The organism is Faecalibacterium sp. IP-3-29 (assembly GCF_023347335.1).
GTDB lineage: Bacteria > Bacillota > Clostridia > Oscillospirales > Ruminococcaceae > Faecalibacterium > Faecalibacterium duncaniae.
Genome location: NZ_CP094471.1, coordinates 2190996 through 2213903, shown reverse-complemented (window position 1 = coordinate 2213903; position 22908 = coordinate 2190996). Strand labels below are relative to the sequence as shown.

At 59.6% G+C, this 22908-nt stretch carries 20 protein-coding genes; 15 read left to right on the top strand and 5 right to left on the bottom strand.

The features are described from left to right. Nucleotides 1-212 precede the first annotated feature (212 nt). From MTP40_RS10585 to MTP40_RS10550, 8 genes are all read left to right on the top strand, one after another. Entirely contained in the window at nt 213-1949 is a 1737-nt protein-coding gene (locus MTP40_RS10585; RefSeq protein WP_207683931.1) for a portal protein, read from the top strand. Between the two features lie 98 nt (nt 1950-2047). Further along, nucleotides 2048-3001 (top strand): ribosomal-processing cysteine protease Prp, encoded by a 954-nt coding sequence (locus tag MTP40_RS10580; protein ID WP_207683930.1) that lies wholly within the window; start codon nt 2048-2050, stop codon nt 2999-3001. A gap of 98 nt (nt 3002-3099) precedes the next feature. Continuing rightward, nucleotides 3100-4098 carry a N4-gp56 family major capsid protein gene (locus MTP40_RS10575; RefSeq protein ID WP_097770406.1) on the top strand — a complete coding sequence of 333 codons (999 nt, stop codon included), beginning with the start codon at nt 3100-3102 and terminating at the stop codon, nt 4096-4098. Between the two features lie 134 nt (nt 4099-4232). Further along, entirely contained in the window at nt 4233-4445 is a 213-nt protein-coding gene (locus tag MTP40_RS10570) for a hypothetical protein (RefSeq protein WP_005931267.1), read from the top strand. Nucleotides 4446-4449: 4 nt separating this feature from the next. After that, nucleotides 4450-4833: a hypothetical protein gene (locus MTP40_RS10565; RefSeq protein WP_249259352.1), complete on the top strand. Its 384-nt coding sequence runs from the start codon at nt 4450-4452 to the stop codon at nt 4831-4833. Between the two features lie 15 nt (nt 4834-4848). After that, complete coding sequence (locus MTP40_RS10560) at nt 4849-6720, top strand: hypothetical protein (protein WP_249259351.1); 1872 nt, start codon at nt 4849-4851, stop codon at nt 6718-6720. A gap of 3 nt (nt 6721-6723) precedes the next feature. Then, nucleotides 6724-6927 (top strand): hypothetical protein, encoded by a 204-nt coding sequence (locus MTP40_RS10555; RefSeq protein ID WP_005931258.1) that lies wholly within the window; start codon nt 6724-6726, stop codon nt 6925-6927. After that, a complete protein-coding gene (locus tag MTP40_RS10550) occupies nt 6924-8189 on the top strand; it encodes a cell envelope biogenesis protein TolA (protein ID WP_249259350.1) in 1266 nt (421 codons plus the stop codon). Before MTP40_RS10555 ends, MTP40_RS10550 begins: the two co-directional genes overlap by 4 nt. Nucleotides 8190-8230: 41 nt before the next feature. On the opposite strand, the gene MTP40_RS10545 is transcribed toward MTP40_RS10550, so the two are convergent. Genes MTP40_RS10545 through MTP40_RS10535 form a run of 3 tightly spaced genes read right to left on the bottom strand, consistent with a single transcriptional unit; the run spans nt 8231 to nt 10647 of the window. Continuing rightward, nucleotides 8231-8965 (bottom strand): ABC transporter permease, encoded by a 735-nt coding sequence (locus MTP40_RS10545; protein WP_249259349.1) that lies wholly within the window; start codon nt 8963-8965, stop codon nt 8231-8233. A 4-nt stretch (nt 8966-8969) separates the two neighbouring features. Beyond that, on the bottom strand, nt 8970-9719 hold the full coding sequence (locus MTP40_RS10540) for an ABC transporter permease (RefSeq protein WP_249259348.1): 750 nt from the start codon (nt 9717-9719) through the stop codon (nt 8970-8972). 1 nt (nt 9720) lies between these two features. Beyond that, entirely contained in the window at nt 9721-10647 is a 927-nt protein-coding gene (locus MTP40_RS10535; RefSeq protein WP_249259347.1) for an ABC transporter ATP-binding protein, read from the bottom strand. Between the two features lie 165 nt (nt 10648-10812). Between MTP40_RS10535 and MTP40_RS10530 the strand changes: the two genes are divergently transcribed. The 6 genes from MTP40_RS10530 (at nt 10813) to MTP40_RS10505 (ending at nt 17685) form a co-directional block, all read left to right on the top strand. Beyond that, nucleotides 10813-11532, top strand: a complete 720-nt coding sequence (locus MTP40_RS10530; protein ID WP_249259346.1) for a response regulator transcription factor — start codon at nt 10813-10815, stop codon at nt 11530-11532. Next, entirely contained in the window at nt 11529-12893 is a 1365-nt protein-coding gene (locus tag MTP40_RS10525) for a sensor histidine kinase (RefSeq protein ID WP_249259345.1), read from the top strand. Before MTP40_RS10530 ends, MTP40_RS10525 begins: the two co-directional genes overlap by 4 nt. 88 nt (nt 12894-12981) lie before the next feature. After that, nucleotides 12982-13923 (top strand): AEC family transporter, encoded by a 942-nt coding sequence (locus tag MTP40_RS10520; protein WP_249259344.1) that lies wholly within the window; start codon nt 12982-12984, stop codon nt 13921-13923. Nucleotides 13924-14121: 198 nt separating this feature from the next. Further along, nucleotides 14122-14316: a DUF3873 family protein gene (locus MTP40_RS10515; RefSeq protein WP_005931230.1), complete on the top strand. Its 195-nt coding sequence runs from the start codon at nt 14122-14124 to the stop codon at nt 14314-14316. A 72-nt stretch (nt 14317-14388) separates the two neighbouring features. Further along, nucleotides 14389-16989 (top strand): peptidoglycan-binding protein, encoded by a 2601-nt coding sequence (locus MTP40_RS10510; protein WP_215666065.1) that lies wholly within the window; start codon nt 14389-14391, stop codon nt 16987-16989. Nucleotides 16990-16992: 3 nt separating this feature from the next. Next, nucleotides 16993-17685, top strand: coding sequence for a peptidoglycan-binding domain-containing protein (locus MTP40_RS10505; RefSeq protein ID WP_117504622.1), 693 nt, complete (start codon nt 16993-16995; stop codon nt 17683-17685). A gap of 50 nt (nt 17686-17735) precedes the next feature. Here the strand turns inward: MTP40_RS10505 and MTP40_RS10500 are convergent, their stop codons facing one another. Beyond that, nucleotides 17736-19076: a D-alanyl-D-alanine carboxypeptidase family protein gene (locus MTP40_RS10500; RefSeq protein WP_156070075.1), complete on the bottom strand. Its 1341-nt coding sequence runs from the start codon at nt 19074-19076 to the stop codon at nt 17736-17738. A 160-nt stretch (nt 19077-19236) separates the two neighbouring features. On the opposite strand from MTP40_RS10500, the gene MTP40_RS10495 reads away from it, so the two are divergent. Continuing rightward, on the top strand, nt 19237-19920 hold the full coding sequence (locus MTP40_RS10495; RefSeq protein ID WP_005931215.1) for a metallophosphoesterase: 684 nt from the start codon (nt 19237-19239) through the stop codon (nt 19918-19920). 146 nt (nt 19921-20066) lie between these two features. Here the strand turns inward: MTP40_RS10495 and MTP40_RS10490 are convergent, their stop codons facing one another. Next, entirely contained in the window at nt 20067-22766 is a 2700-nt protein-coding gene (locus MTP40_RS10490) for a leucine-rich repeat domain-containing protein (RefSeq protein ID WP_249259343.1), read from the bottom strand. Nucleotides 22767-22908 lie beyond the last annotated feature (142 nt).

Here is a 22908-nt window from a genome sequence, read left to right as displayed (position 1 = left end):
AGTTATTGTAAAGTTTGCAGTTTCGTCAGAAGCTCCCACTTTGGGAGCAACGACGACGACCGCCGCCAGCGGCGGATTGAGGGAGGAGTTGTTGGGGCAGCGGCCAGCAAGGATGCGAACAGAGTGAAGCAGACGCTGGGAGCCGCAACCCGGCTGTGGGCGAGCGGAGCGAGACTGAGAGGGTGAGGAAGCTAACAAGAAAGGAGTAAGCAATGATCGATGAAAAGCCCCCCATCGGGGCAGAAGAGGTGGCCGAAGCCACTGCCATTTTACAGAAATACAAGGCTGGAAAAGCCGCGCTGGACAAACGCATTGTGGACAACGAGCTGTGGTTCCGGATGGGACACTGGAAGAACTACCAGAACCCCATGATGGAGGGCAAGCCCCAGCCTGCCAGTGGGTGGCTGTTCAACAGCATTGCCAACAAGCACGCCGATGCCATGGACAATTACCCGGCCCCCAACGTTCTGCCCCGGGCGGCAGACGATGCGCAGACCGCACAGGTGCTTTCCAGCATCCTGCCGGTGGTGCTGGAGCAGGCAGACTATGAGCAGGTGTACAGCGACACCTGGTGGCGCAAGCTCAAGCAGGGCACCGGGGTCAAGGGCGTGTTCTGGGACCCGGAGGCCCGGGGCGGCGTGGGAGAAATCGCCATCCGGCCCATGAACCTGCTCATGCTCTACTGGGAGCCGGGCGTGGCGGATATCCAGGCCTCGCCCCACTTTTTCTCCCTGAGCATGGAGAACAGCAAACAGCTGGAAAGCCGCTGGCCCCAGCTGAAGGGCCACAGCGCCAGTGTGCTGGATGTACCCCGTTTTCTCCACGACGGCGGGCTGGATACCACCGAAAAAAGCGTGGTGGTGGACTGGTACTACAAAAAGCCGGACGAGGCCGGACGCACCCTGCTCCACTACTGCAAGTTCTGCAACGGCGTGGTGCTCTACGCCAGCGAGAACGACCCGGCCCTTGCCGGGCGGGGCTTCTACGACCACGGAAAATATCCCTTCGTGTTCGACCCGCTGTTTATGGAAGAGGACAGCCCGGCGGGCTTTGGCTATATCGATGTGATGAAGGAATGCCAGACCGCCATCGACAGGATGAACCATGCCATGGATGAAAATGTCCTGCTGGCATCCAAGCAGCGGTATGTGCTCAGCGACACGGCGGGCGTGAACGAGGAGGAACTGGCAGATCTCAGCCGGGACATCGTCCATGTGGCCGGGCGGCTGGGAGACGAGAGTTTCCGCCCATTGCAGACCGCCGGTTTGCAGGGGAACAGCCTGAGCTACCGCAACAGCCGCATTGAGGAGCTGAAGGAGATCAGCGGAAACCGGGATATGACCCAGGGCGGCACCGCAGGCGGCGTGACGGCGGCAAGTGCCATTGCGGCCTTGCAGGAGGCGGGCAGCAAGCTCTCCCGCGATATGCTCAAGAGTGCCTACCGGGCCTTTGCAAGGGAGTGCTACCTCATCATTGACCTGATGCGGCAGTTTTACGATGAGGAGCGGGTGTTCCGCGTCATCGGGCCTGCCGGAGGCAGGGAGTTCGTGCCCTTTTCCGGGGCAGCGCTGCGTGCCCGCCCCATGGGGCTGATGGGCGGCGTGGAGCTGGGAAGCCGGGAACCGGTGTTTGATATCGTGGTGAGCGCTGAGAAGAAATCCACCTTCAGCCGCCTTTCCCAGAATGAGACGGCGAAGGAGTGCTACCAGCTGGGTTTCTTTGCACCCCAGAATGCCGACGCGGCCCTGGCGGCACTGGAGATGATGGACTTTGAGGGCATCGAAAAAGTGCGCCAGAGGGTGCGGCAGAACGGCACGCTGGCACAGAAGCTGACGGCGGCCCAGATGCAGATCGCGCGGTTCCACGAGAAATTGAGCGGCGCGGAGGAAAATCTGAGCACACGAGCATTGGCGAAAAACCTCTCCGGCGCTTTGCGCCAGCTCTCCTGACAGGAGAGCCAGGTTCACGCTGCTGCTGGCTTGTCTCCCCTATGAGGGGAGGTGTCACCGCAGGTGACGGAGAGGTTTTACATGAGAAGGAGGCAGAAATGATCAAGGTGAATTATACGGAATTGGACGGCCCTTACGGCCCGGCCATGCGTCTGGAGGCGGCGGGCCATGCAGGCTATGCCCCGGCAGGGCAGGATATCGTGTGTGCCGGTGTCAGCACCCTGATGCAGGCACTGGTCAGCCTGCTGGCGGGCGAGGAAAACGCCCACAGCGATGCTTTTGACGAGCCCGATGGCCCCCGCCTGACGGTGACTGCCGCCCGGCCCTGTACCGCATGGGTCGAGGGGGCCTTTGAGCTGGCCAAGGCGGGCTTTGCCCTGCTGGCCGAGCGCTACCCGGACAATGTACGCTTTGCCGACCGGAGTGCCCGGGGCAAGCAGGAGATGATGGACCTGCAGCTGTTTGCTGACGGCGGCGAAGCGGCTGCCCCTGCCCTGAGCGCGGCCCAGGAACAGCAGGCTGTGGCATCGGGTACCATGAAGCCCGGTGAGAAAGCGGACGCAAGGCAGGAGACGACCGCCCCGGAGGGGGAGAAGGAGGTGAAAGAGACCGAACCGGTCAAGGCAGAAGAAGGGCAGGAACAGGAACCGCCCCGCCCTGCGCTGCCAAAACGTTTCCCGGGAAGCCAGGCTGTGGATGCCCTGCACCGGCGCTGGGCTGCGGAGGAGGCCATGATGCGCCGGGCAGTGCCGGAGTTTTCCCTGCAAAAGGAGCTGGCAGACCCCGAGATGCGCCGCCTGATGCAGCTGCCCGGGATGCGGATGCTGGATGCCTACCGGCTGGCCCACTACGGGGATGCCATGCGCCAGACTGCCCGCACCGTGGAGCAGGGCGTGGTGGAGCGTATCCGCCAGCGCGGGGCGCGCCCTGCTGAAAACGGCACCCACCCCGGCAGCGCCGCCGTGACCGGTGCGGATGTGAACCGGATGACCCGCAGCCAGCGGGAAGCGCTGGAACGTCAGGCACTCCATGGTGCAAAGATCAGTTTTTGAGGAAAAACCCTCTCACCGCTTCGGTCTGGCTTTGCCAGCGCCTTGCGGAGCTCCCCCGAAGGGGGAGCTTGAAATCAATGAAAGAAAGGATAATGACTATGAACAACTTCAACATTCAGCTGTTTGCCGAAACTCCCCTGAACTCCACCACCACCATGACCCCGGAGATGAAGACCTTCTACGAGAAGCGCCTCATCGACCAGGCAGAGCCCCGGCTGGTGCATGACCAGTTTGCGGATTACTATCCTGTGCCCCAGAACGGCGGCAAGACCATCGAGTTCCGCAAGTACGACAGCCTGCCCAAGGCTTCCACTCCGCTGACCGAGGGCGTGACCCCGGACGGTCAGGCCCTGAACGTGACCACCATCACCAGCGACCTGCACCAGTATGGCGGCTGGACCCCGCTGACTGACGTGCTGCAGATGACCGCCATCGACAACAACGTGGTGCAGGCCACCCGTGTGCTGGCAAGCCAGGCGGGCCGCACCATGGACAGCATCACCCGTGATGTGCTGGCGGGCGGCACCAATGTGCTGTATGCCCCCAAGCAGAATGCAGACGGCACCGAAACGGAGGTGAAGAGCCGCAAGGAGCTGGACAAGACCTGCACCCTGACCCCGAAGCTGTTCTTCCGGGCGGCGGCGCAGCTGGGTGCCATGAATGCGGACCCCATCGGCGACAGCTACATTGCCATCATCCACCCCTATGCCGCCTATGACCTGAAGACCTGCAAGGAGTTCGTTGAGGCGCACAAGTATGCCGACCCTGAGACCATGTACCGCGGCGAGATCGGCAAGCTGGGCAATATCCGCTTTGTGGAGACCAGTGAGGCCAAGATCTGGAAGGACACCACCTGCCCCAGTGGTCTGGCAGTGTTCGGTACGCTGGTGCTGGGTGCTCATGCCTACGGTGTGACCGAGCTGGAGGGCGGCGGCCTGGAACACATCGTCAAGCAGCTGGGCTATGGCGACGACCCGCTGAACCAGCGCGCTTCCGTGGGCTGGAAGGGGATGCGCGCCGCCGAGCGTCTGGTGGAGCAGTACATGGTGCGCATTGAGAGCGTATCCAGCTATTCGGAGAATGCGAGTGCCAACTGAACCTCTCAGGCGCTTCGCGCCAGCTTCCCTAGTAGGGGAGCCCTTGGCAAACCGGGCAAGCCCTGCTGGATGAACGAAACCAGGCGAGGCGTAAAAGGCAGTGCCCCTGCGACAGAGGGCAGAAAGGATGAAAAATGGACAAGAAAAACGTAAGAATCCGGCTGTTCAAGGACAACAGCCGGTACAAAGGCGACCTGTTTGTGAGTGTGAACGGCGTGAGCTATAAGATCCGCCGGGGCGTGGAGGTGGAAGTGCCGCCCGAGGTGGCAGAGGTGCTGGAACACAGCCAGGTGCAGGATGAGCGCACCGCCGCCCGCATTGCCGCCGCCGAGAGGATCGAGGGGTGAGCGCATGACAGTGGGACAGGCTCTGGAACGGGCCGAGGAACTGCGGCCGGGCTGCAAGGTGGACAGCCGCACCCGGCAGCGCTGGCTCTGTGAGGAGGACGGGATGCTGCGGGCCCTGCTGTTCTCCGGCTGCGGGCTGCGGGCCGGAGTGGGGGCAGACCTTGCCTGGCCTGCGGAGGGCGGTCTGGACGATGCCGTAGAGCTGCTGGTGCCCGTGCCCTTTGATGCGCTCTACCCGCATTACCTCTGCGCAAAGCTGGATGCTGCCCTGGGCGAGACGGAACGTTACGCCGGGGAGCAGGCCCGGTATAACAGCATTCTGGCCGAGCTGAGCGCCTGGCTGCGGCGGCGGGCAAAGCCGAAGCGCGGTGCACAGTGGTGGTGGTGAAAGGGAGGAAAGTGGATGCTTCTGACAAATCGGACCGGTGTGAAGAACACCCGGGATCTGCTGCGGGCCTTTGGCGGCCTGAACGAGACCTACGGCTGCACCGAGGCTGAGTACAGCGGGAGAATGAATTTTTCGGCCCGGGATTTCCCGGCCCTGAGCACCCGGCTGCCCCGCCGCAGGCTGCAGGAGCTGGCCGGGCTGAACGGGATGTATCACCTGAACGGTCTGCTGACCGTCTGCGGGCAGGACCTGGTTTATACCCCGGACGAGGCCCCGGCCCAGCCGGTCACCGTGAAAAATGCCGTGGCAGACAGCCGCAAGACGATGGTGGGCATCGGAACAAAGATCCTGATCTTCCCGGACAAGGTGGCGTTCGATACGGCCGACGGCAGTGCGGCCCCGCTGGGTGCTGCCTGGGAAGCGGGAAGCCTGAGCGTGAGCTTTGCGCCCTGTGATGCTTCGGGGAATACCTACGAGGTGAAGGACAAGGGCACGAAGGAGCCGGAACACCCGCAGGACGGCCAGCTGTTTCTGAAGCTGAACGAGCCGGACAAGCCCTATTCCGCAGAGAACACGCTGGAGGTGTACAGCGAGGCTTCGGGCAACTGGACGGTGATCCCGCTGGACTACTGCCTTGTGACCGCTGAGGGCATCGGGGCGGAGTTCCGGGTGTGGGACACCGTGACCCTGACCGGTACGGGGGCTGAACAGGCAGGCCAGTGGGCCGGGCTGGACGGCGACCGCATCGTGTACGGTGTGACCGAAACCACCCTGCGCCTGCGGGCTCACCCGGGCGGCGAACACTTTTACGGCAGGCTTGTCCACAATGGCAGCAGTGCTGTCTGGGTGAGCATGGACGGCACACAGCGGGAAGAGTATTTCCCGGCGGAGGGTGTGAAGGCAGAGCGCCGGGTGCCCGACCTTGAGTACCTGACCGAGTGCGACAACCGGGTGTGGGGTTGTTCCAGCAGCGAGAATGTCATCTACGCCTGCAAGCTGGGCGACCCCACCAACTGGTTCTCCTACCGGGGCATCGCGGCAGACAGCTATGCCGTGACCGTGGGCAGCGACGGTCCCTTTACCGGCGCGGCCACCTGCATGGGCTATGCGCTGTTCTTCAAGGAAAACACCCTGCACAAGCTCTACGGCTCCAAGCCCTCGGATTTCCAGCTCAGCTCCCTGCGCTGCCGGGGCGTGGCCAGAAACGCGGCCCGCAGTCTCTGCGTGCTGAACGAGACGCTGTACTATCTCTCGCCCGACGGCGTGATGGCGTGGGACGGCAGCATCCCGGCCAAGGTGTCGGCGGCGCTGGATGCCGGGCGGATTGCCAATGTGAAGCAGGCCGTGGGCGGCGCGCTGGATGGCCGGTATTATCTGCATGTCAGCCGGGAAAACGAGGTGCGTCTGCTGGTCTATGATACCGAGCGGGGCCTCTGGCACGAGGAGGATGTCTGCTCCTTTGAGATGGCCAGCACCGGCGGGCAGCTCTATCTCTGGGATGGCCGGGCGCTCTGGGCCGCTGATCCCAGCCGGGAAGCGGCAGGGCAGAGAAGCGAAGGGACGGAACAGGGCGTGGAGTTTGCCCTGACCACCGGAGATCTGGGGCTGGACAGCCCCGAGGAGCGTTACCTCTCCCGGCTGACACTGCGGCTGGATGCCGCCTGCAGGAGCCGGGTGACTGTGGAAGTGAGCTATGACGGCGGCCCCTGGGAGAACGCCGCTGCCCTGACAGTGGAGGGCCCGCGCCGCAATTGTGATCTGCACCTTGTGCCCCGGCGGTGCGCCTCGCTCCGGCTGCGGCTGTGGGGCTATGGGCAGATCACCCTGCGGAGTCTGGCCAAGACCTTCAGCGGGGCAAAGGGAAACTGGATGGAACTGGAGGGATGAATCATGGCAAGCATTGCGGGTCTGGGCAAGATCGGCCTGCCCAGGCTGAGTGAGAATATGGATCCGGAGGATGCCCGGGCCCTGCGGAATTATCTGTACCAGATGCAGGAGCAATTGCAGTATGTGCTCTGCAATCTGGACACCGAGAATTTCTCGGAGGAGCTGCGGGGCAGGCTTTCCGGCAGTTTGGGAAAGGAGGAGACATGAGCGAGAAAAAGAAGCAGGAGTACACCACAGGCGGGCTGAAAAACCGGCAGGATGTGGAAAACGCGCTGGCTTCGGCAGAGTACCGGCCCTCGCAGGAGGTGACGGACGCGGCCAGCGACCTGAAGCAGTGGCAGGCCAACCGCCCCGGCGATTACGAGAGCGCCTATCAGGGCCGCATTGACGGCCTGATGGAGGATCTGATGGACCGGAAGGAATTCAGTTACAGCTATGGTGCCGACCCACTGTACCGCCAGTACGCCCAGCTGTACACCCAGAATGCCCAGAACGCCAGTGCCGACGCGGCGGCGCAGGCCGCTGCCCTGACCGGCGGATATGGTTCCAGCTACGCGGCCAGTGCGGCCCGGCAGGCATACCAGCAGCAGATCGGTGCACTGAGCGAGGCCATCCCCACGCTGTACCGGCTGGCGCTGGATACCTACCAGAGCGGCGGCGATGCCTTGGTGGAGCAGATCGACCAGCTGAACGGGCAGGAGCAGAATGCCCAGCAGAAGTATGAGCGGGAGCTGGCGGATTACTACACCCAGCTGGAACAAAAGGGCAATGCCTACAACACGGCTTACACCCAGGATTACGGGCGCTATCAGGATTATCTGGGCCAGCTGGACAGCCTGTATGGTTACTACGCAGCACAGGAACAGCAGGAGGCGGCCCGCCGCCAGCAGGGATTCAACAATGTGATGACCGTGCTGGGCCTTCTGGGTGACGCGGCCCAGCTGGCCATCACCGGCACCACGGGTCTGGGCAGCATGGCAGGCAGCCTGCTGAACACCGGGTACAACATCTATGCGGGCAACCGCGCCTATGAAGCCGAACGGGCTGACACGGCGTGGAAGCAGAAAATGCAGGAGCAGCTGCGGCAGGATGAGCTGGCACAGCAGCAGTACAAAAACGAGCAGGCGCAGCAGGAATATCAGGATAAACTCCGCCAGCAGCAGGTCAGCAATGCCCTTGCGGCAGAGCGGCTGGACCTGAGCAAGAGCCAGTGGGCAGCCAAGCAGGAAAAGGCCAGCCGGACTGCCGAAAAAGCCAGCGCCGATGCAGCGGCGAAGCGCGGCAGCCTGACGGGTGACACCGGCCTGAAGGTGGGCAAAAGCGGCGTTTCCAGCGGCGGCACCGTGCCGTACAGCGCGGCGAGAATGCGCAGTCAGGGCCGCAGTGATACGGCCATCCGCACCCAGCTGCTCAAGGAGGGATACTCCAGCAGCGAGGTCAGGAAGATCATGCAGCAGCTGAACAGCTGAAAAAAGGGGAGGGCAACCGTGAAGGTGCTCTCCCCTTTGTGCTATGCCTGGACATCCCGTTTTTTCAGCAGGAGCCATGCCAGAAGGAACATTGTCCCCAGCCAGAAGATGCAGCTGAAGGCAAACAGCCTGTAGCTGCCCGTCAGAACATCCGCGCTTTTGTTGGAGTTCATACCGAGCTGCATCAGGGAATAGGGCCACAGGAGCCCAAAGCCCTTGGAGCTGATAAAGATGCCGGTAATGCCGCCCAGCAGCCCCAGAAAAATGGGCACGGCAAAGCTGCGGATGACCATGGCCAGCACCAGCTGTGCGGCAATGACAGCCAACGCACCCAGCAGTCCCCGCAGTAAAAACAGAGGTAAGGTGACCGGCGGCAGCCCGGGCAGATGGGCAAATACCTTGCCGCAGAACACGAACAGTGCAAACACAAAACCGTGGGTCAGCAGCGCCAGCTTTATCACCACCGCAAACTTTGCGGCAAACAGGTCCAGCGGCGGCACGGGGCTTGCCATGATGAGGTTCCAGTTGTGCCCCAGATGTTCCAACCGCCACAGGTAGGCGGCATAGGTGGCGACCATGGCAGGGAAGAAGAACATGGAATAAAACAGGGTGTGCTGGGTCCACAGGCTATACCAGCCGTCGGTGAGGATCTCAAGATTTTGCAGATAATTGAAGGTGCCGTAGGTGGCGGAAAGAATGGGCAGCACAAAGAACATTGCCCAGATGGGGGATGCGTGGAGTTTGCGGTTCTCCGCAAGAATACAGCGTTTCAGCATGGTTTTATACCTCCTCGTCCTGTACCTTGCGCCACGCAAGGGCAAACAGCACAGCGCCCAGCGCAAGGGTAAAGGCCAGCAGCCCCCAGTTGAAGGGGCGGGTGCCGTAGGTGACGGTGTGGGTGGCCTTGTCCCAGTTCGCCACTTCGTAGGCGCTCAGCGGGATGTAGTACCCAAAGGGCACAAAATAACTGACAAGCGGCGGCATAAAAGCAGAGAACAGCCCCACCAGCGCCCCGACAATGCCCACGCAGAGCGCCGGCAGGGGATTGCCTACCCACAGCATCAGCAGAAATTCGCCAAAGAAGAGCATTGTGTCCACAGTCAGCGTGCAGACGAACAGATAGACCAGCTGCCCAGTGGGAAAGGCTTCGGTATAACCATGGACACGCCCCAGAACCGGAACACAGGCCAGCTCCAGCACCGTGACCAACAGCACTTCCAGCACCCCAAAGACCGCCTTGCCTGCAAACAGGCTGCGGCGGCTCTGCAGGGTGTAGAGCAGCTTTGTGGTGTTGCCTTTGATCTCCATATCCCACAGCCGGGAGGCCAGCACTGCCATCATCACCGGCATCAGAATGGCCTCAATAACGGGCAGGCTGTAAAGCAGGGCGCTGTAACCGTTGGCAAGCTCCTCCGGGTCTGCCGGGGCAAGGCCGCCCACCCACAGCACGACAATGCCGGGGAGGAGCAAGCAGAGAGCAAGGTCGTGCCGACGGTGGGCTTTTTGCAGTTCTGCACGGAAAGCTGCCATCTTACGCCACCTCCCCGCTGGTCTGGGTCAGGCTGAGGAAGATGTCCTCAAGGCTCTTTGTCTGGGCCGTCAGGCCAACCACACCCACGCCGCTTTCGGCAAGGGTACAGACCAGCGCCGCCAGCGCTTCGTCCGGCAGCGGGGGCAGCTGCAGGGTATCCGGCTGGTCTGCCGGTGCAGTGGCTTTTACCCCCTGCCGCTGCAGGACGGCTGCGGCGTTGGAAACGTCCAGCACCCGCAGCAGAATGCCGCCCCGGCTGTGTTTTTGCAGCTGCTGCAAAGAACCCTCAAACAACAGCCTGCCGTGGTTCAGGATGCCCACCTGATCCACCATCTGCTCGATCTCGCCCAGCAGGTGGCTGGAGATCAGCACGGTGGCTCCGGTGGTCTGGGGCATGGAAGCAATCAGGCTGCGCATTTCCTGAATGCCCGCCGGGTCCAGACCGTTGGTGGGTTCATCTAAAATCAACAGTTTGGGGCTGCCCAGCAGCGCCATGGCAATGCCCAGCCGCTGTTTCATGCCAAGGGAGTACTGCCCCACCTTCCGGTCAGCGTCCTTGGTCAGGTGCACGATCTCCAGCACCCGGGGGATGTCCTTCCGGTCCACGTCTTTCAAGTCAGCCACGATGGAAAGGTTTTCCCGGGCGGTCAGGTGCAGGTAACCGGAGGGGGATTCGATCAAACTGCCGGTCTGCCGCAGCAGGGCAATGCGGTTTGCTTCGTTCAGGGTGTGCCCCAGCAGTTCCACACTGCCGCCGGTGGGGTGTACAAGCCCCAGCAGCATCTTCATGGTGGTGGATTTGCCCGCACCGTTGGGGCCTAAAAATCCGTAGACACAGCCCTCCGGGACAGTCAGGTTCAAATGATCCACCACCGGACGGCCATGGTAGCTTTTGCAAAGGGCATGGGTCTCAATCACAGGTTTCATAAATGGTCTCCTTTCGCATTCATGGATTTCGGAACGATGCCAGAATACACCCGCTGCCTTAAACTGACCGGAAGCGCAGCTTAAATTCCCCTTAAATTTGCAGGCGTTTTCCGCTGCGGCGCAAAAAGTGTGGTATAGTAAAGGCGGGAAAGGAGAACTGCCCTTATGGATACCATTTATGATGCAAAGCTCCTGCTTGTGGACGACAACGCCGAGCTGCTGGCACTGCTGTGTGAGCAGCTGCGGGGCGCAGGATATGGCCATATCAGAACCGCCCAAAGCTGCGCCGCTGCCCGCATCTGCTTTGGGGCAGAACAGCCGGAGCTGATGATTTTGGATATCAACCTGCCGGATGGGGATGGATTTTCGCTGTTCCGGGCGCTGCGGGCAAAAGCGGACGTTCCGGCGCTGTTTCTCTCTGCACGGGATGCGGATGCCGACCGTCTGTTCGGGCTGGGTCTTGGCGCAGACGACTACCTGACCAAGCCTTTTCTGATGCAGGAACTGCTGCTGCGGGTGCAGCATATTTTGCAGCGGGCGTACCGGGCAGAGCTGTCCCGTACAAAACCGGCACCTTTGCAGCTGGGGGAGCGGTGCGTAGACCTGAATGATGCCATTGTTACCCTGCCAGAGGGCAAAACACTGACGCTGACCGCTACCGAGCTGGCGCTGCTGCGGAAATTGGCAGAGAACCGGGGACACATCGTTACCTACGATGCCCTTTGTGCGGCGGTCTGGGGCGCAGATTATTATGGCTGCGAGAACAGTCTGGGGGTACATATCCGGCATCTGCGGGAGAAGCTGGAAGCCGAACCCGGTGCGCCGCAGTTTCTGCGGACGGTGCGGGGCATCGGCTATAAGCTGACAAAGGGGGAAGAAGCATGAAAACCTTTGTGCGCCTGATCCGGCGGTATGTGCTGGCGGCGGTGGGCATTGTTCTGCTGCTGCTGTTTTCCGGTGTTGCGGTGCTGGGCTGGCTGGGCTGGCAGGAGGGATGCCGCCTGCCGCAGCGGGAGTATTCCTCCAGCGAGATCGCGGATTCTATGGTGGAGACCGCTGAAGGGCTTGCCTTTGGGGCAGAACGCACCCCGCAGGAGTGGATGAACGGCTACGAGTGGGCGATGGTGCTGGACGATGTGGGAAACATCCGCTGGAGCTACGGCCTGCCGCAGGAACTGAACCATGCCTACACTCCCGGCGATATCGCCAAATTTGCCCGCTGGTATCTGGCGGATTACCCGGTGTTCTGCTGGACAGAACCCTACGGACTGTTCGTCATCGGGCTGCCAAAGGGGAGCCTGTGGAAGTACAGCATTTACAGCTCACCGGACTTTGCCCTGAGCATGGTGCGGGTGCTCCCGGCGGCAGCACTGGGAATGCTGCTGCTGGGGCTGGTGCTCTGCTTCTGGCTGAGCTGGCGGGGGGCAAAGCGGCTGGAGACCGTGGCAAACGGTCTGGATGCTCTGGCGCAGGGGCAGACCGTCCGGCTGCCTACCGACGGTTTTGCCGGGGAATTGGCAGAAAAGCTGAACCGGACCGGGGCGCAGCTGCAAGCCAAAAACGAGATGCTTTCCCGGCGGGACAACGCCCGCACCCAGTGGATCGCAGGGGTCAGCCATGACGTGCGCACCCCGCTGGCGCTGATCCTGGGCTGGGCGGAGCAGCTGGAACAGGATGCACTTTTGCCGGACAGCTCCCGGCAGAAAGCGGCCGGCATCCGCACCCAGTGCGAAAAGCTGCGCACCCTCATTGATGACCTGAACCTGACCAGTAAGCTGGAATACGGTGCCCAGCCCCTGCGCCGGAAAGACCTCCGGGCAGGGCCGCTGTTCCGGCAGCTGGTGGCGCAGTTCTGCGAAAGCCCGCTGGCAGAGCGCTGCGGGATCACGCTGGAACAGGAAGACCCGGCAGAGCAGGCGGTGCTTTCGGTGGATGAGGCGCTGCTGGCACGGCTGCTGGATAACCTGCTGAACAACAGCGTCCGGCATAACCCAAAGCCGGTGAACATTACCGTGCACACCCGGCGGGCAGGGAAGCGCTTCTGCTTGACCGTGGCAGATGACGGCATCGGCTATCCCTCTGCCGTTCTGGCGGCACTGAACGCTGCGGAGCCTGCCGAAAATGCGCCCCATATCCTTGGCCTGTATGTAGTGCAGCAGATCGCCGCCGCTCATGGCGGCAGGGCAGTGTTCGGGCAGAACACCCCCCACGGTGCCAAAGCGGTGGTGTACCTGCCGCTGGGCTGAAAATTGATCGGAATCCTTGCTTTTCCCGGCCGGATTTCTTATACTTTGAACAAAGAAGTCTTTTTTGGTGCAAAACACAGGAGGAATCATGGCTGAAATTTCAAGTCTGCTGACATTGCAGGGCCAGCTTGCGCTGCTGACCCTCATTGGCTTTTTTCTGGCCCGCAAGGGCATCATCAACGCACAGGGACGAAAGTGCCTGACCGACCTGCTCATCAATGTCATCCTGCCCGCGAACATCATCCAGTCGTTTCTGGTGGAGTTCAGCTGGGATGTGCTGAAGAGCAGCGCATCGATCCTTGTGATCTCGCTGGCGCTGCAGATCGGCTGTGTGGTGCTGTGTGCCCTGGGCTACAACTGGCTGCCCTTTGCAAGGCGGAGCGTTTACCAGTATGGCACGGTCTGCTCCAACGGTGCGTTTCTGGGCAGCGCACTGGTGGACGGCATCTGGGGCAGCAGCGGCCTGCTGCTCAGCTCCATCTACCTCATCCCCCAGCGTGTGGCAATGTGGTCGGTGGGCGTGAGCTACTTTCTGCAGGACGAAAAGCCCGCTTCCAAAGAGGAGATGCGGGCAGACCGCAGGGCTGTGCTGCGGAAAACATTCACCCACCCCTGCATCCTGGCGGTCGTGGTGGGCATGGTGCTGATGGCCTCTCAGCTGCCGCTGCCCGGCTTTTTGGGCCGCACCGTCAAGAGCCTGAGCAATTGCAACATGGGTGTTTCCATGATCCTGATCGGTGCCATCATCGGCAGCAGCCGGATGGGCAGACTCTGGGATAAGGACTGCTTCCTCTACTGCCTCATCCGGCTGGGGCTTATCCCGGCAGCGGTGCTGCTGGGCTGCAGGCTCTGCGGCGCGGACAGCCTTGTGACCGGTGTTTCCGTGGTATTGGCCGCCATGCCCATGGGCGGTGTGACCGCCGTTCTGGCGGAAAAGTACGGCGGGGATTCCGCCTTTGCCAGCAAGTGCGTTGCGGTCTCTACGGTGCTCTCCCTCATCACAACCCCGCTGTGGTGCATGGTCGTGTAAGGGTGGGACCGACCGCTGCGCCCGCGGCAAAATGTGAAAAACACCTTGTCAATGGCAATCATGGCCGAAGAATCACGGTACTTTTTGTCCAATCGGCGAATAGCCTTTGCCGCCGGATGGTGATACAATAGGCAAGGTGTTGCGCGGCGGTGCCGTGAAATGCCATAACATGACAAAAATAAGGGGAGCGCGTGGAAAATGGAACCATTTTATCTGATGCCCGGGCAGGAACGCTGTGAACAGTTTAAGGATGCGAACGGTGTGCCCAAAGTCCGCTACTCCTATTGTTCGCTGAACGGGGCGCTGTTCCGCTGTGTGAGCCGCAGCGTGGAAGAAGCCGAGCGCCTGTGCGAGGACTGGCTGGTGGGTCAGGACCGCTGCTACATCAACTGAAAAATGCACCCTCTGCTCCTTTGCGGAATAAGCTGTAAGAGAATCAGCTTATCGGCAAAGGAGTTTTTTTATATGATGAATGGCATCCTGCGTATCCAGACCTATCGGCCCCGGCAGTCGGCTCCGGTGGAGGGAGTGACTGTTGTGATCACCGGCAGCGGCTTCACGGCTCACCGCATCACCGATGCCGAGGGCAATGCCGAGGATGTGGCCATCTGTGCCCCGGCCTGCGCCCTCTCGCTGGACGAGAACAACACCACGACCCTGCCCTATGCCGTGTGCAGCCTGACGGCCAGAAAGCCGGGCTACCGCACCGTCCGCATCCAGGGTATCCAGATCTTTGCCGGGCAGGTCACGCTGGCCCGGCCTGAGATGATCCCGGACACCGAGGAGGGAAAAGACATCGCCAACCCGCCCGTGATCATCCCCACCCACGCTTTGTTTGCGGGGAACGGCGGCAGCGGCCCGGCCCCCACCGAGCACTGCACCGGCAGCCGGGTGCTGGACCGGGTCATCGTGCCAAAAAATATCACGGTCCATCTGGGCAGGCCCGCCGCCTCGGCCCGGAACGTGACGGTGTCCTTCCGGGATTATATCGCCAATGTGGCTTCCAGCGAGGTCTACCCCACTTGGCCCATTGAAGCGTTGAAAGCGAACATCCACTGCCAGATCTCGCTGGCGCTCAACCGTATTTACACCGAGTGGTATCCCAGCAAGGGCTACACCTTCAATATCACCAACTCCACCAGCTACGACCAGTATTATGTCCATGGCCGCACTGTGTTCGATGTGATGGTAAAGCTGACGGATGACATCTTCAACACCTACATCCGCAAGACCGGCACCGTGAATCCCTACTACTCCGAATACTGTGACGGAAAGTCCGTCACCTGCCCGGGGCTCAAGCAGTGGGGCACGGTCACGCTGGCAAATCAGGGCCGCAATGCCCTGAGCATCCTCAAATACTATTACGGCAGCGATATCGAGATCGTCCGCACCAGCAACATCCAGTCCATCCCCAGAAGCTATCCGGGTTCCCCCCTCCGGCGGGGAGACCGGGGCACGGCGGTGTTCACCCTGCAGCGGCAGCTGAACCGCATCACCAAGGATTACCCCTTCCTTGGCCTGCTGACCGTGGACGGGGTCTTTGGCAGCAGGATGACCGAGACCGTGAAGAGATTCCAGAAGCAGTTCAACCTGACCGCTGACGGCGTGGTGGGGCGGCAGACCTGGTATAAGATCAGCTATATCTATGTTTCGGTGAAAGACCTTGCAGAGCTGACCAGCGAGGGCGAAACGGCCGCCGGAACCCTCTCGGACGGCACCTGGGGCGGCACCATCCTGCGCGTCGGCTCTTCCGGCAGCGCTGTGGAGCAGCTGCAGTTCTGGTTGAACACTCTGGCTCAGTACGAGAGCAGCATCCCCTCCGTGGCAGTGGATGGCGTGTATGGCAGCGGCACCGCCGGTGCGGTCCGGGCCTTCCAGCGAAGATACGGCCTGTCTGTGGACGGCGTAGTGGGCCGCGCCACCTGGACAGAACTCTACGATCAGTTCCGCAGCATCCAGTCCGACAATGGCAGGCCCAACGCTTACCCGGGCACGGCCCTGCGGCAGGGCAGCAGCGGGCAGAATGTCCGGCTGGTGCAGTTCTGGCTCAAGATCGCCCGCACGGTGTATCCCAACCTGAACACCCTGACTGTAGATGGAAAATTCGGCGCAGGCACGGCGGCGGCAGTGCGGAGATTCCAGAGCTACTTCGGCCTGACCAGCGACGGCGTGGTGGGCCGCACGACCTGGAACAAGCTGTATGAGGTCTACAACGATATTGCCAACCGGCTGCTCACAGCCAGCCTGCGCCCCGGCGAGTATCCGGGCGTTCTGCGCCGGGGCAGCACCGGAACGGCAGTGCGGGAGCTGCAGTTCTACCTCTACCTGATGAGCGCCTACGAGAGCAGTATCCCCGCTGTTTCCATCGACGGAAGCTTTGGTGCGGCAACCGAGAACGCCGTGCGGGCCTACCAGCGCTTTGCGAAGCTGACAGTGGACGGCGTAGTAGGGCGCACGACCTGGAATTCGCTCTACGGCAAGGCAAGCATCCTGCGGGTGTCCGGCCCGGTGGTCACGCTGAAGCGCCTGCCTTACCCGGGCACACCGCTGGCAGTGGGGGCCACAGGGGACGCGGTGCTCTACTACAACCTCCTTTTGCAGCGCATTGCCTACTATTTCGACAGCGTGGAAAGCCCGCCCCTGTCTGACCGGTATACCGACGAGACGGCGGCCTCTACCCGCAGTGCGCAGGCCCTGCTGGATCTGCCTGAGACCGGAGTCGCGGATGCAGAGACCTGGACGGCCGTGGAGGCCCTGAGCCTGCAGCTGGCCGCCGTTTCCCCCAACCCTGACCGGGATGCAGGGCAGGCCGATGTTTACCCGGGCCGTGCCATGAAAGAGGGGAGCGTTGGCCCGGATGTGGGGCAGATCGAACAGTGGCTCAATGGACGCTATATGCGGATCTGCGGCGAGGACTATGTGACCGAGAACTTCCGCTTCGGCCCGAAGGAAACAGAAGGTGTCCGGGCAGCACAGGAGCGGGCGGACCTGCTGGTAACAGGTACGGTGAACGAGGAGACCTGGGCTGCGCTCCGTGCCCAGAGCTGCGAATGCGAGGAGGGATGACGGATGGCACGGCTGCTGATCTACGATGCCTATGAGAACAAGGTGTACACCTACAACAGCCTGAACGAAAACGACCCGATGCCTTACAGCACCGAGCGCACCCTGACATTGCGGGAGTTCCGGGGAAAATCGGGGAGCCCGGTGCTCTGGACGACTATCGCCGCCATGGAGGCATGGAACCTGACCCGCCGCAAGTACGGCAAGGGCATCCCGGTGGGGTATGCCTTCCGGCGCATCTGGGAAGGCGGCCACGGCACCCGCAGCCAGCATTACGCCGGCGTGGCCTTTGATGTGGGCCAGAGCCTGACCCAGAGCCGGCGCACGGCCATCTATAGGGCCGCCCGGTCTACCGGAGCATGGGGCTATGTGGAGCCCCTGAGCCAGACTCCCACCTGGGTGCACTTTGACCGCCGCTACGGTACCCCGGCCTGCAGCGGCACCACAGCGGGCTACCCCACCCTGCGGCGTGGGAGCCGGGGCTGCTATGTGATGATCCTGCAGGACGCGCTTTCCACACTGGGGTACCAGACCGGCAGCCGCATCGACGGCCTGTTCGGCACCCGCACCGAGGAAGCCCTGAGAGGCTACCAGCGCCGCACCAGCCTGACGGTGGACGGCGTGTGTGGCTGCAACAGCTGGAAAAAGATCACGACAGCAGTGCTCGGCATCGGCAGAACAAAAACGACGATTGACTAAAAACAACCCTCTCCGTCATTGCGAAGTAATGACGGAGAGGGTTGTTTCTGTTATCTTCTATGGATCTTTCGGTTCGGTCTGCGCCCGTTCCACAGGTTGATGAACACCCACAGGCCGTAGACAGCCAGAGTGAGCAAGGAGAGGACGATGACCACCTTGAGATACAGGCTGTGGAAGAAGGCCTGTACCTTGGAGACCGTGAAAAGCAATGGGTTCTGGTGGACATCCTGCCCGGCAATGAGGTTCACCACGCCGATGGTCTCGCCTGCCAGCTTGAGCTCCACAGTGCCCACCACGTCGCCCTGCTGGATGGGGGCCGTGGCGTAATCGGGCAGGTGGAAATATTTCTGCGTCACCGAGCCATCCCCCGTGGAGGGCAGCAGGGTCATCATGCTGTCGGCGGGGTAGAGCTGCAGGGTGTCGGTATCGGAGGAGTATTTGACCGGGATCTCCGCCAGCGCCTGGTCGGTGTCCAGCGCGGCCTGGATGGAAAAGCTCTCGAACACCCAGTCGATGAGCTTGGTGGTCTCGCACAGCGCCGGGCGGCGGTTGGAATAGCCGTAATCATCGCAGGTGTCGGGGCTTTGCATGATGCAGAAGATGTAGGTGGCCCCGTCCTTGTTGGCCCACGAGACATAGCTCTGATCGCCGCTGTCGTTCTTGTAGGCCATCACGTCGCACATGCCGCCCTGCATGGCGCTGCGGTAGAACCTGCCGCCGCTGGTCTTGTTCAGGGCCACGTTCTGGCTCAGCAGCACAAAGCTCTTGGCATGCTTTTCCTTGGCCGGCATCGTGAAGGTGGGGGCGGCGGAGATCTCCTTGAAGGCATCAAAGCTCATCAGGTAGCGCAGGATCAGGTACATGTCCACGGCGGTGGTGGTGTTGCCGCTGTCCAGCCCGCAGGCATCTGTCCAGGTGCTGTTGGTGGTGCCGATGCGCTGGGAGAGGGTGTTCATCTGGCTCACCCAGCCCGCCAGATCGCCGCCCGAGAGCTCGTAGGCCAGACCCATGGCGGCCTCATTGGCGTTGCGCATCACCATGGCGTAAAGGGCTTCCCGGTAGGTAAAGGTCTCGCCCGAGCGCATATCGGCGTTGTCGGTGTTGTGGACATAGTCCGAGATGGCAAAGGGCATCGTGAATGTGTTGTCCAGCCTGTCGGCATAGTTGGTCAGCACCAGCGCAATGGTCATATATTTCGTCAGGCCCCCGGCGGACACCTGCTTCTCGCTGTCTTTTTCATAGACGATGATGTTGGTGTCGGTGTTCACGATATAGGCGCTCTGGGCCTTGACATCGTAGACCGTGCTGGGGTCAAACATGGCTCCGGCCGTCACGGCAAGGCAGCTGAACAGGACGGCAAGGGATAAAAGCAGTGCAAAAATACGTTTCATGTGGACAATTCCTTCAAAAAGCGATAATATATAAAATACGGGCGCTGCGCCCGGAAATGACAAAGAATGGCGAACAAAGATTCGCTCCTTTAATAATAACAGGTTTGCCGCGCAGAGACAAGGGTTTTGCCACGGTTTCACAAAGCGGCAGGAGGGGACTATGGTATATCTGACAGGCGACACCCACGGCGAGCTTGACCGCTTCAAGCACGGCAGGCTCCGCTGGCTGGGTAAACGGGACATTGTGGTGGTGCTGGGCGATTTCGGCTTTGTGTGGGATGGCAGCAAGGAGGAACAGAAAAAGCTCGACTGGCTGCGCAAGCGCCCCTATACCCTGCTTTTCCTTGATGGTGCCCACGAGAATTACGACCTGCTGGCCCAGTACCCCGTCGAGGAGCGGTTTGGCGGCAGGGTCCAGGCTTTGGGCGGCAATGTGTACCATGTCTGCCGTGGCAGCGTGCTGGAGCTGGAGGGAAAGAAATACCTCTGCTTCGGCGGCACCGAGAGCCCCGACAAGGAAGAGCGGGAGGCCGGATACAACTGGTGGCCGCAGGAGATGCCCAGCGATGAGGAATACGCCGCCTGTGAGGCCAATCTCGAAGCAAACGGCTGGCAGGTAGATTATGTGCTGACCCACGATGCCCCAAGCAGATTCCTTGATTTTACTTCCCTCGCGGTGGGCGAATCCAACCGCCTGCACCTGTTTCTTGATAAGGTCCTGCTGAAGCTGACCTACGAAAAGTGGTTCTTTGGCTGCTACCACAAGGATGTGGCCCTTTCCACCAAGAGCCGTTGCGTCTTTTGTGATGTCATCCCCATGGGCGAGCGCCACGCGAAGCGGTAAAAAGAGAAGGTGCCCATGACTTTCAGGCCGGTGGTGTACATCATAAAAAGACGAAGAAGATCGTGAACACTCTATTGGTTCACCAATAAACAGCAGGAAGCCCCCTTGACAGTGTAATCGTCAGGGGGCTTTCTGCCTGCCAGGGGTTAGTTCTTGAGTGTCTGCGCCTTGCGCCAGATCTGGATCACTTCCCAGCAACTTACAGAAGCATCTGCAGTTTTATTGGAAGGAAGCAGCTGGTTCTCAGAGGCCCAGGTGAGAGCTTTCTGTGCATTGGTGGCATCGTTGTCCAACGCAGCAGCGGGAGCAGGCTTGCCGGCATCAACCCACACCAGTTCGGCAAGCTCGGTGGCATTGGCGGGGATCACTGCGCCATCGGGGAGAATACGCTTCAGATAAAGCTCCGTGCCGATTCGGCAGCCCTGCCATGTCAATACGGCGGCAGCACCAATGACCATAACGGTGCCCAGAATGCCAGAACCACCATCTTCGATGGAAGCATCTTTTGTCATGGCTTCCATCGTTACACCCTTTTCACCTGCGGGCATTTGAAAGCGCAATGGATTTTGTTTGACATCGGTCGAATCGTCCAAACCGCTGACCAACCACTGATCGAACGCAATGGCATCGCTCTGGCTGATGTAGGTGACAGTTACACTGGCGTTTTCAGGCACCTTTGCAACCAGATCACCAATCTCGTTTCTCTCAGCATGAATCTCTTCGCCATCATGCTCAATAAAAACGTCAGCATTCTTAATGGTCAGGGGATAAAGATCTGCAGTGGGAACAATGGGAGCAGCTTTTTGGCGAATTTCAAACGTGCCTCCGTCCACGATGGCAGAAATCAGATTGGGACTATTGGAATGGATCTTTACCTTTACGGTATACCTGCCTGCTTTTGTGGGGGCAACGACTTCTTCTCCCATATCGTTGAGATAGACAAGCTCAAGTTTGATCTCGTCAGATTGTAAAAGAGCATTCAGCCTGCTGTCCGCCCGGACAGTCACTGTGGCCGTATGATCATTGCCTTCCTCTTCCACAGCGTCCGCTGGCAGGGTGACAGCGAGTTCGTTCTGGAAAGTATCATTGGTGATGGTGACGGGGTGGATTGTGATCTTTTCCGGAATGTCGATTCGGACGGTATCACCCTGAATGATTCGCAGGGTGTATGTTCCGGCATCTTTTGGAAGCTCATTGAATTCTTCTTCGTTTGAGGTGCCTGCGTTCCTGACATATCTTACAATGTAATCTGTGATGCGTGTATCCTTGGGCTCGATCCTGATATCGATATTGTCCCCATAGGAATAGTCCGATAGACCGCTGATGGTGAAATCACCGGTGTCATAATTTGTGTGTTCGACAGTGGTCAGAGTTACGGCTGTATCATCCTGACCTGCAACAAAAGTATAGGTGGTATTGTCTGCACTCACAGTGCCGCTGCCCCCTGCCCAGGTATAACGATCTCTGTAGTGGGGATCGCTGACGGTCAATTCCACTATTTTACCAATCGTGACAATGAATTTGCCATCGTTGATGGGAACGCTGCTGCCATCAACTTTGGCGGTAACGGTACGGATGTCGCTGGTTACCGTAACATCAATAGAACCAGGTGCTACAGGGAGATCTTGTAGGCTGGAATCCGTGGAAATAGCGTTCCATTGAGAACGAGAACCTGAATACTCTATGTTATTCAATGCTGTGCAATTGGAAAATGCTGACTCGGAAATTTTTGTTACACTGCTGGGAATCGCGATCCGTTCGAGCTGCTCGCAGCCAGCAAAAGCATCATCAAGGACCTGTGTGATACCCTCCGGGATATCGATGCTCTTTAAACTGATACAACCTGCAAAAACTGATTCCGGAAGTTCCGTTATCCTGCATGAAAATTCAATGTCGTGTAGCTTTTGACAATTCATAAAGGCACCGGTTCCAATAGAGACCACGGAGTCTGGCATTTTAACAGAGGCCAGATACGAACAACAGTCAAAAGCATGAGTATCAATTCTTGCCACACCATTGGGTATTTTGAAAGCAGGATCCGCCCTTCGAGAAGGATAACGGATTAAGGCGTAATCGCCATTTGCTGATTTTTCGTACAACACATTGTCTATTGCCGGATAGCTTTCGCTGTCTGATGTGATCGTTGAGAGAGCGAAACATTCGGAAAATGCATCGGTTCCGATCCGTGTCACTTTGGCAGGAATATGAATTTGAGTCAATGCAGTTCCGGTAAAAGCCCGCGCTTCAATGGCAGTTACGCTGTCTGGAAGAGTAACGGTGTGCAAGCTGTAACAATAACTGAACATGCCGTCTGCAACGGATGTTACACCCTCTGGAATGGTGACAGTATCTAATTTTTCGCATTGATGAAAAGATTCTGAACCGATCTCTGTTACAGAATCAAAAATGGAAATATCTGTCAATTCTCTGCAAAACATAAAGGCCTGGCGGCCAATCTTTTTCACGCAGGATGGTTTATTGTCCTGAATGGTAACGCTTTTCAGTGAGGTGCAATTATAAAAAGCATTGCTGCCAATTTCTGTTACAGTGTCGGGGATCTGGACACTTGTCAGGACGTACTTGTAATTGTAGAATACCCGGTCTCCGATTTTTGATACAGGATATGTTTGAGCATCTTGTGTTACGCAAGCAGGGATCGTGATCCTATGTTCATTGCCCGTATATTTGGTTATTGTTGCAGTATTGTCAGCATTGAGGATAAACTGATAAGAACCATCTGTATATGCCATAGGGGAATCGCTTGCAAAAACAGTGACAGTGCCCACAGGGAAAAAGGTCAGCAGCATACTGAATGTCAGAAATAAGCTGAGTAGACGCTTTTTCATAAGAAAATCCTCCTTTGCATTTCGTAAAAGACTTGTCCGATGTGCGTCATAATGCGAATGAATATGACGCTTTACACAAAATATTTTACAGTAGATGAAAATATAAAGTCAATATAATGGGACATGCTTTGTGAGAGAACAC

What these genes read in the sequence shown, in the direction of transcription:
- MTP40_RS10520 (WP_249259344.1), top strand. Translation starts at nt 12,982, where the DNA reads ATGGCTGAAATTTCAAGTCTGCTGACATTGCAGGGCCAGCTTGCGCTG.
- MTP40_RS10505 (WP_117504622.1), top strand. Translation starts at nt 16,993, where the DNA reads ATGGCACGGCTGCTGATCTACGATGCCTATGAGAACAAGGTGTACACC.
- MTP40_RS10550 (WP_249259350.1), top strand. Translation starts at nt 6,924, where the DNA reads ATGAGCGAGAAAAAGAAGCAGGAGTACACCACAGGCGGGCTGAAAAAC.
- MTP40_RS10560 (WP_249259351.1), top strand. Translation starts at nt 4,849, where the DNA reads ATGCTTCTGACAAATCGGACCGGTGTGAAGAACACCCGGGATCTGCTG.
- MTP40_RS10490 (WP_249259343.1), bottom strand. Translation starts at nt 22,766, where the DNA reads ATGAAAAAGCGTCTACTCAGCTTATTTCTGACATTCAGTATGCTGCTG.
- MTP40_RS10540 (WP_249259348.1), bottom strand. Translation starts at nt 9,719, where the DNA reads ATGGCAGCTTTCCGTGCAGAACTGCAAAAAGCCCACCGTCGGCACGAC.
- MTP40_RS10495 (WP_005931215.1), top strand. Translation starts at nt 19,237, where the DNA reads ATGGTATATCTGACAGGCGACACCCACGGCGAGCTTGACCGCTTCAAG.
- MTP40_RS10535 (WP_249259347.1), bottom strand. Translation starts at nt 10,647, where the DNA reads ATGAAACCTGTGATTGAGACCCATGCCCTTTGCAAAAGCTACCATGGC.
- MTP40_RS10585 (WP_207683931.1), top strand. Translation starts at nt 213, where the DNA reads ATGATCGATGAAAAGCCCCCCATCGGGGCAGAAGAGGTGGCCGAAGCC.
- MTP40_RS10555 (WP_005931258.1), top strand. Translation starts at nt 6,724, where the DNA reads ATGGCAAGCATTGCGGGTCTGGGCAAGATCGGCCTGCCCAGGCTGAGT.
- MTP40_RS10530 (WP_249259346.1), top strand. Translation starts at nt 10,813, where the DNA reads ATGGATACCATTTATGATGCAAAGCTCCTGCTTGTGGACGACAACGCC.
- MTP40_RS10545 (WP_249259349.1), bottom strand. Translation starts at nt 8,965, where the DNA reads ATGCTGAAACGCTGTATTCTTGCGGAGAACCGCAAACTCCACGCATCC.
- MTP40_RS10575 (WP_097770406.1), top strand. Translation starts at nt 3,100, where the DNA reads ATGAACAACTTCAACATTCAGCTGTTTGCCGAAACTCCCCTGAACTCC.
- MTP40_RS10525 (WP_249259345.1), top strand. Translation starts at nt 11,529, where the DNA reads ATGAAAACCTTTGTGCGCCTGATCCGGCGGTATGTGCTGGCGGCGGTG.
- MTP40_RS10515 (WP_005931230.1), top strand. Translation starts at nt 14,122, where the DNA reads ATGGAACCATTTTATCTGATGCCCGGGCAGGAACGCTGTGAACAGTTT.
- MTP40_RS10510 (WP_215666065.1), top strand. Translation starts at nt 14,389, where the DNA reads ATGATGAATGGCATCCTGCGTATCCAGACCTATCGGCCCCGGCAGTCG.
- MTP40_RS10500 (WP_156070075.1), bottom strand. Translation starts at nt 19,076, where the DNA reads ATGAAACGTATTTTTGCACTGCTTTTATCCCTTGCCGTCCTGTTCAGC.
- MTP40_RS10570 (WP_005931267.1), top strand. Translation starts at nt 4,233, where the DNA reads ATGGACAAGAAAAACGTAAGAATCCGGCTGTTCAAGGACAACAGCCGG.
- MTP40_RS10565 (WP_249259352.1), top strand. Translation starts at nt 4,450, where the DNA reads ATGACAGTGGGACAGGCTCTGGAACGGGCCGAGGAACTGCGGCCGGGC.
- MTP40_RS10580 (WP_207683930.1), top strand. Translation starts at nt 2,048, where the DNA reads ATGATCAAGGTGAATTATACGGAATTGGACGGCCCTTACGGCCCGGCC.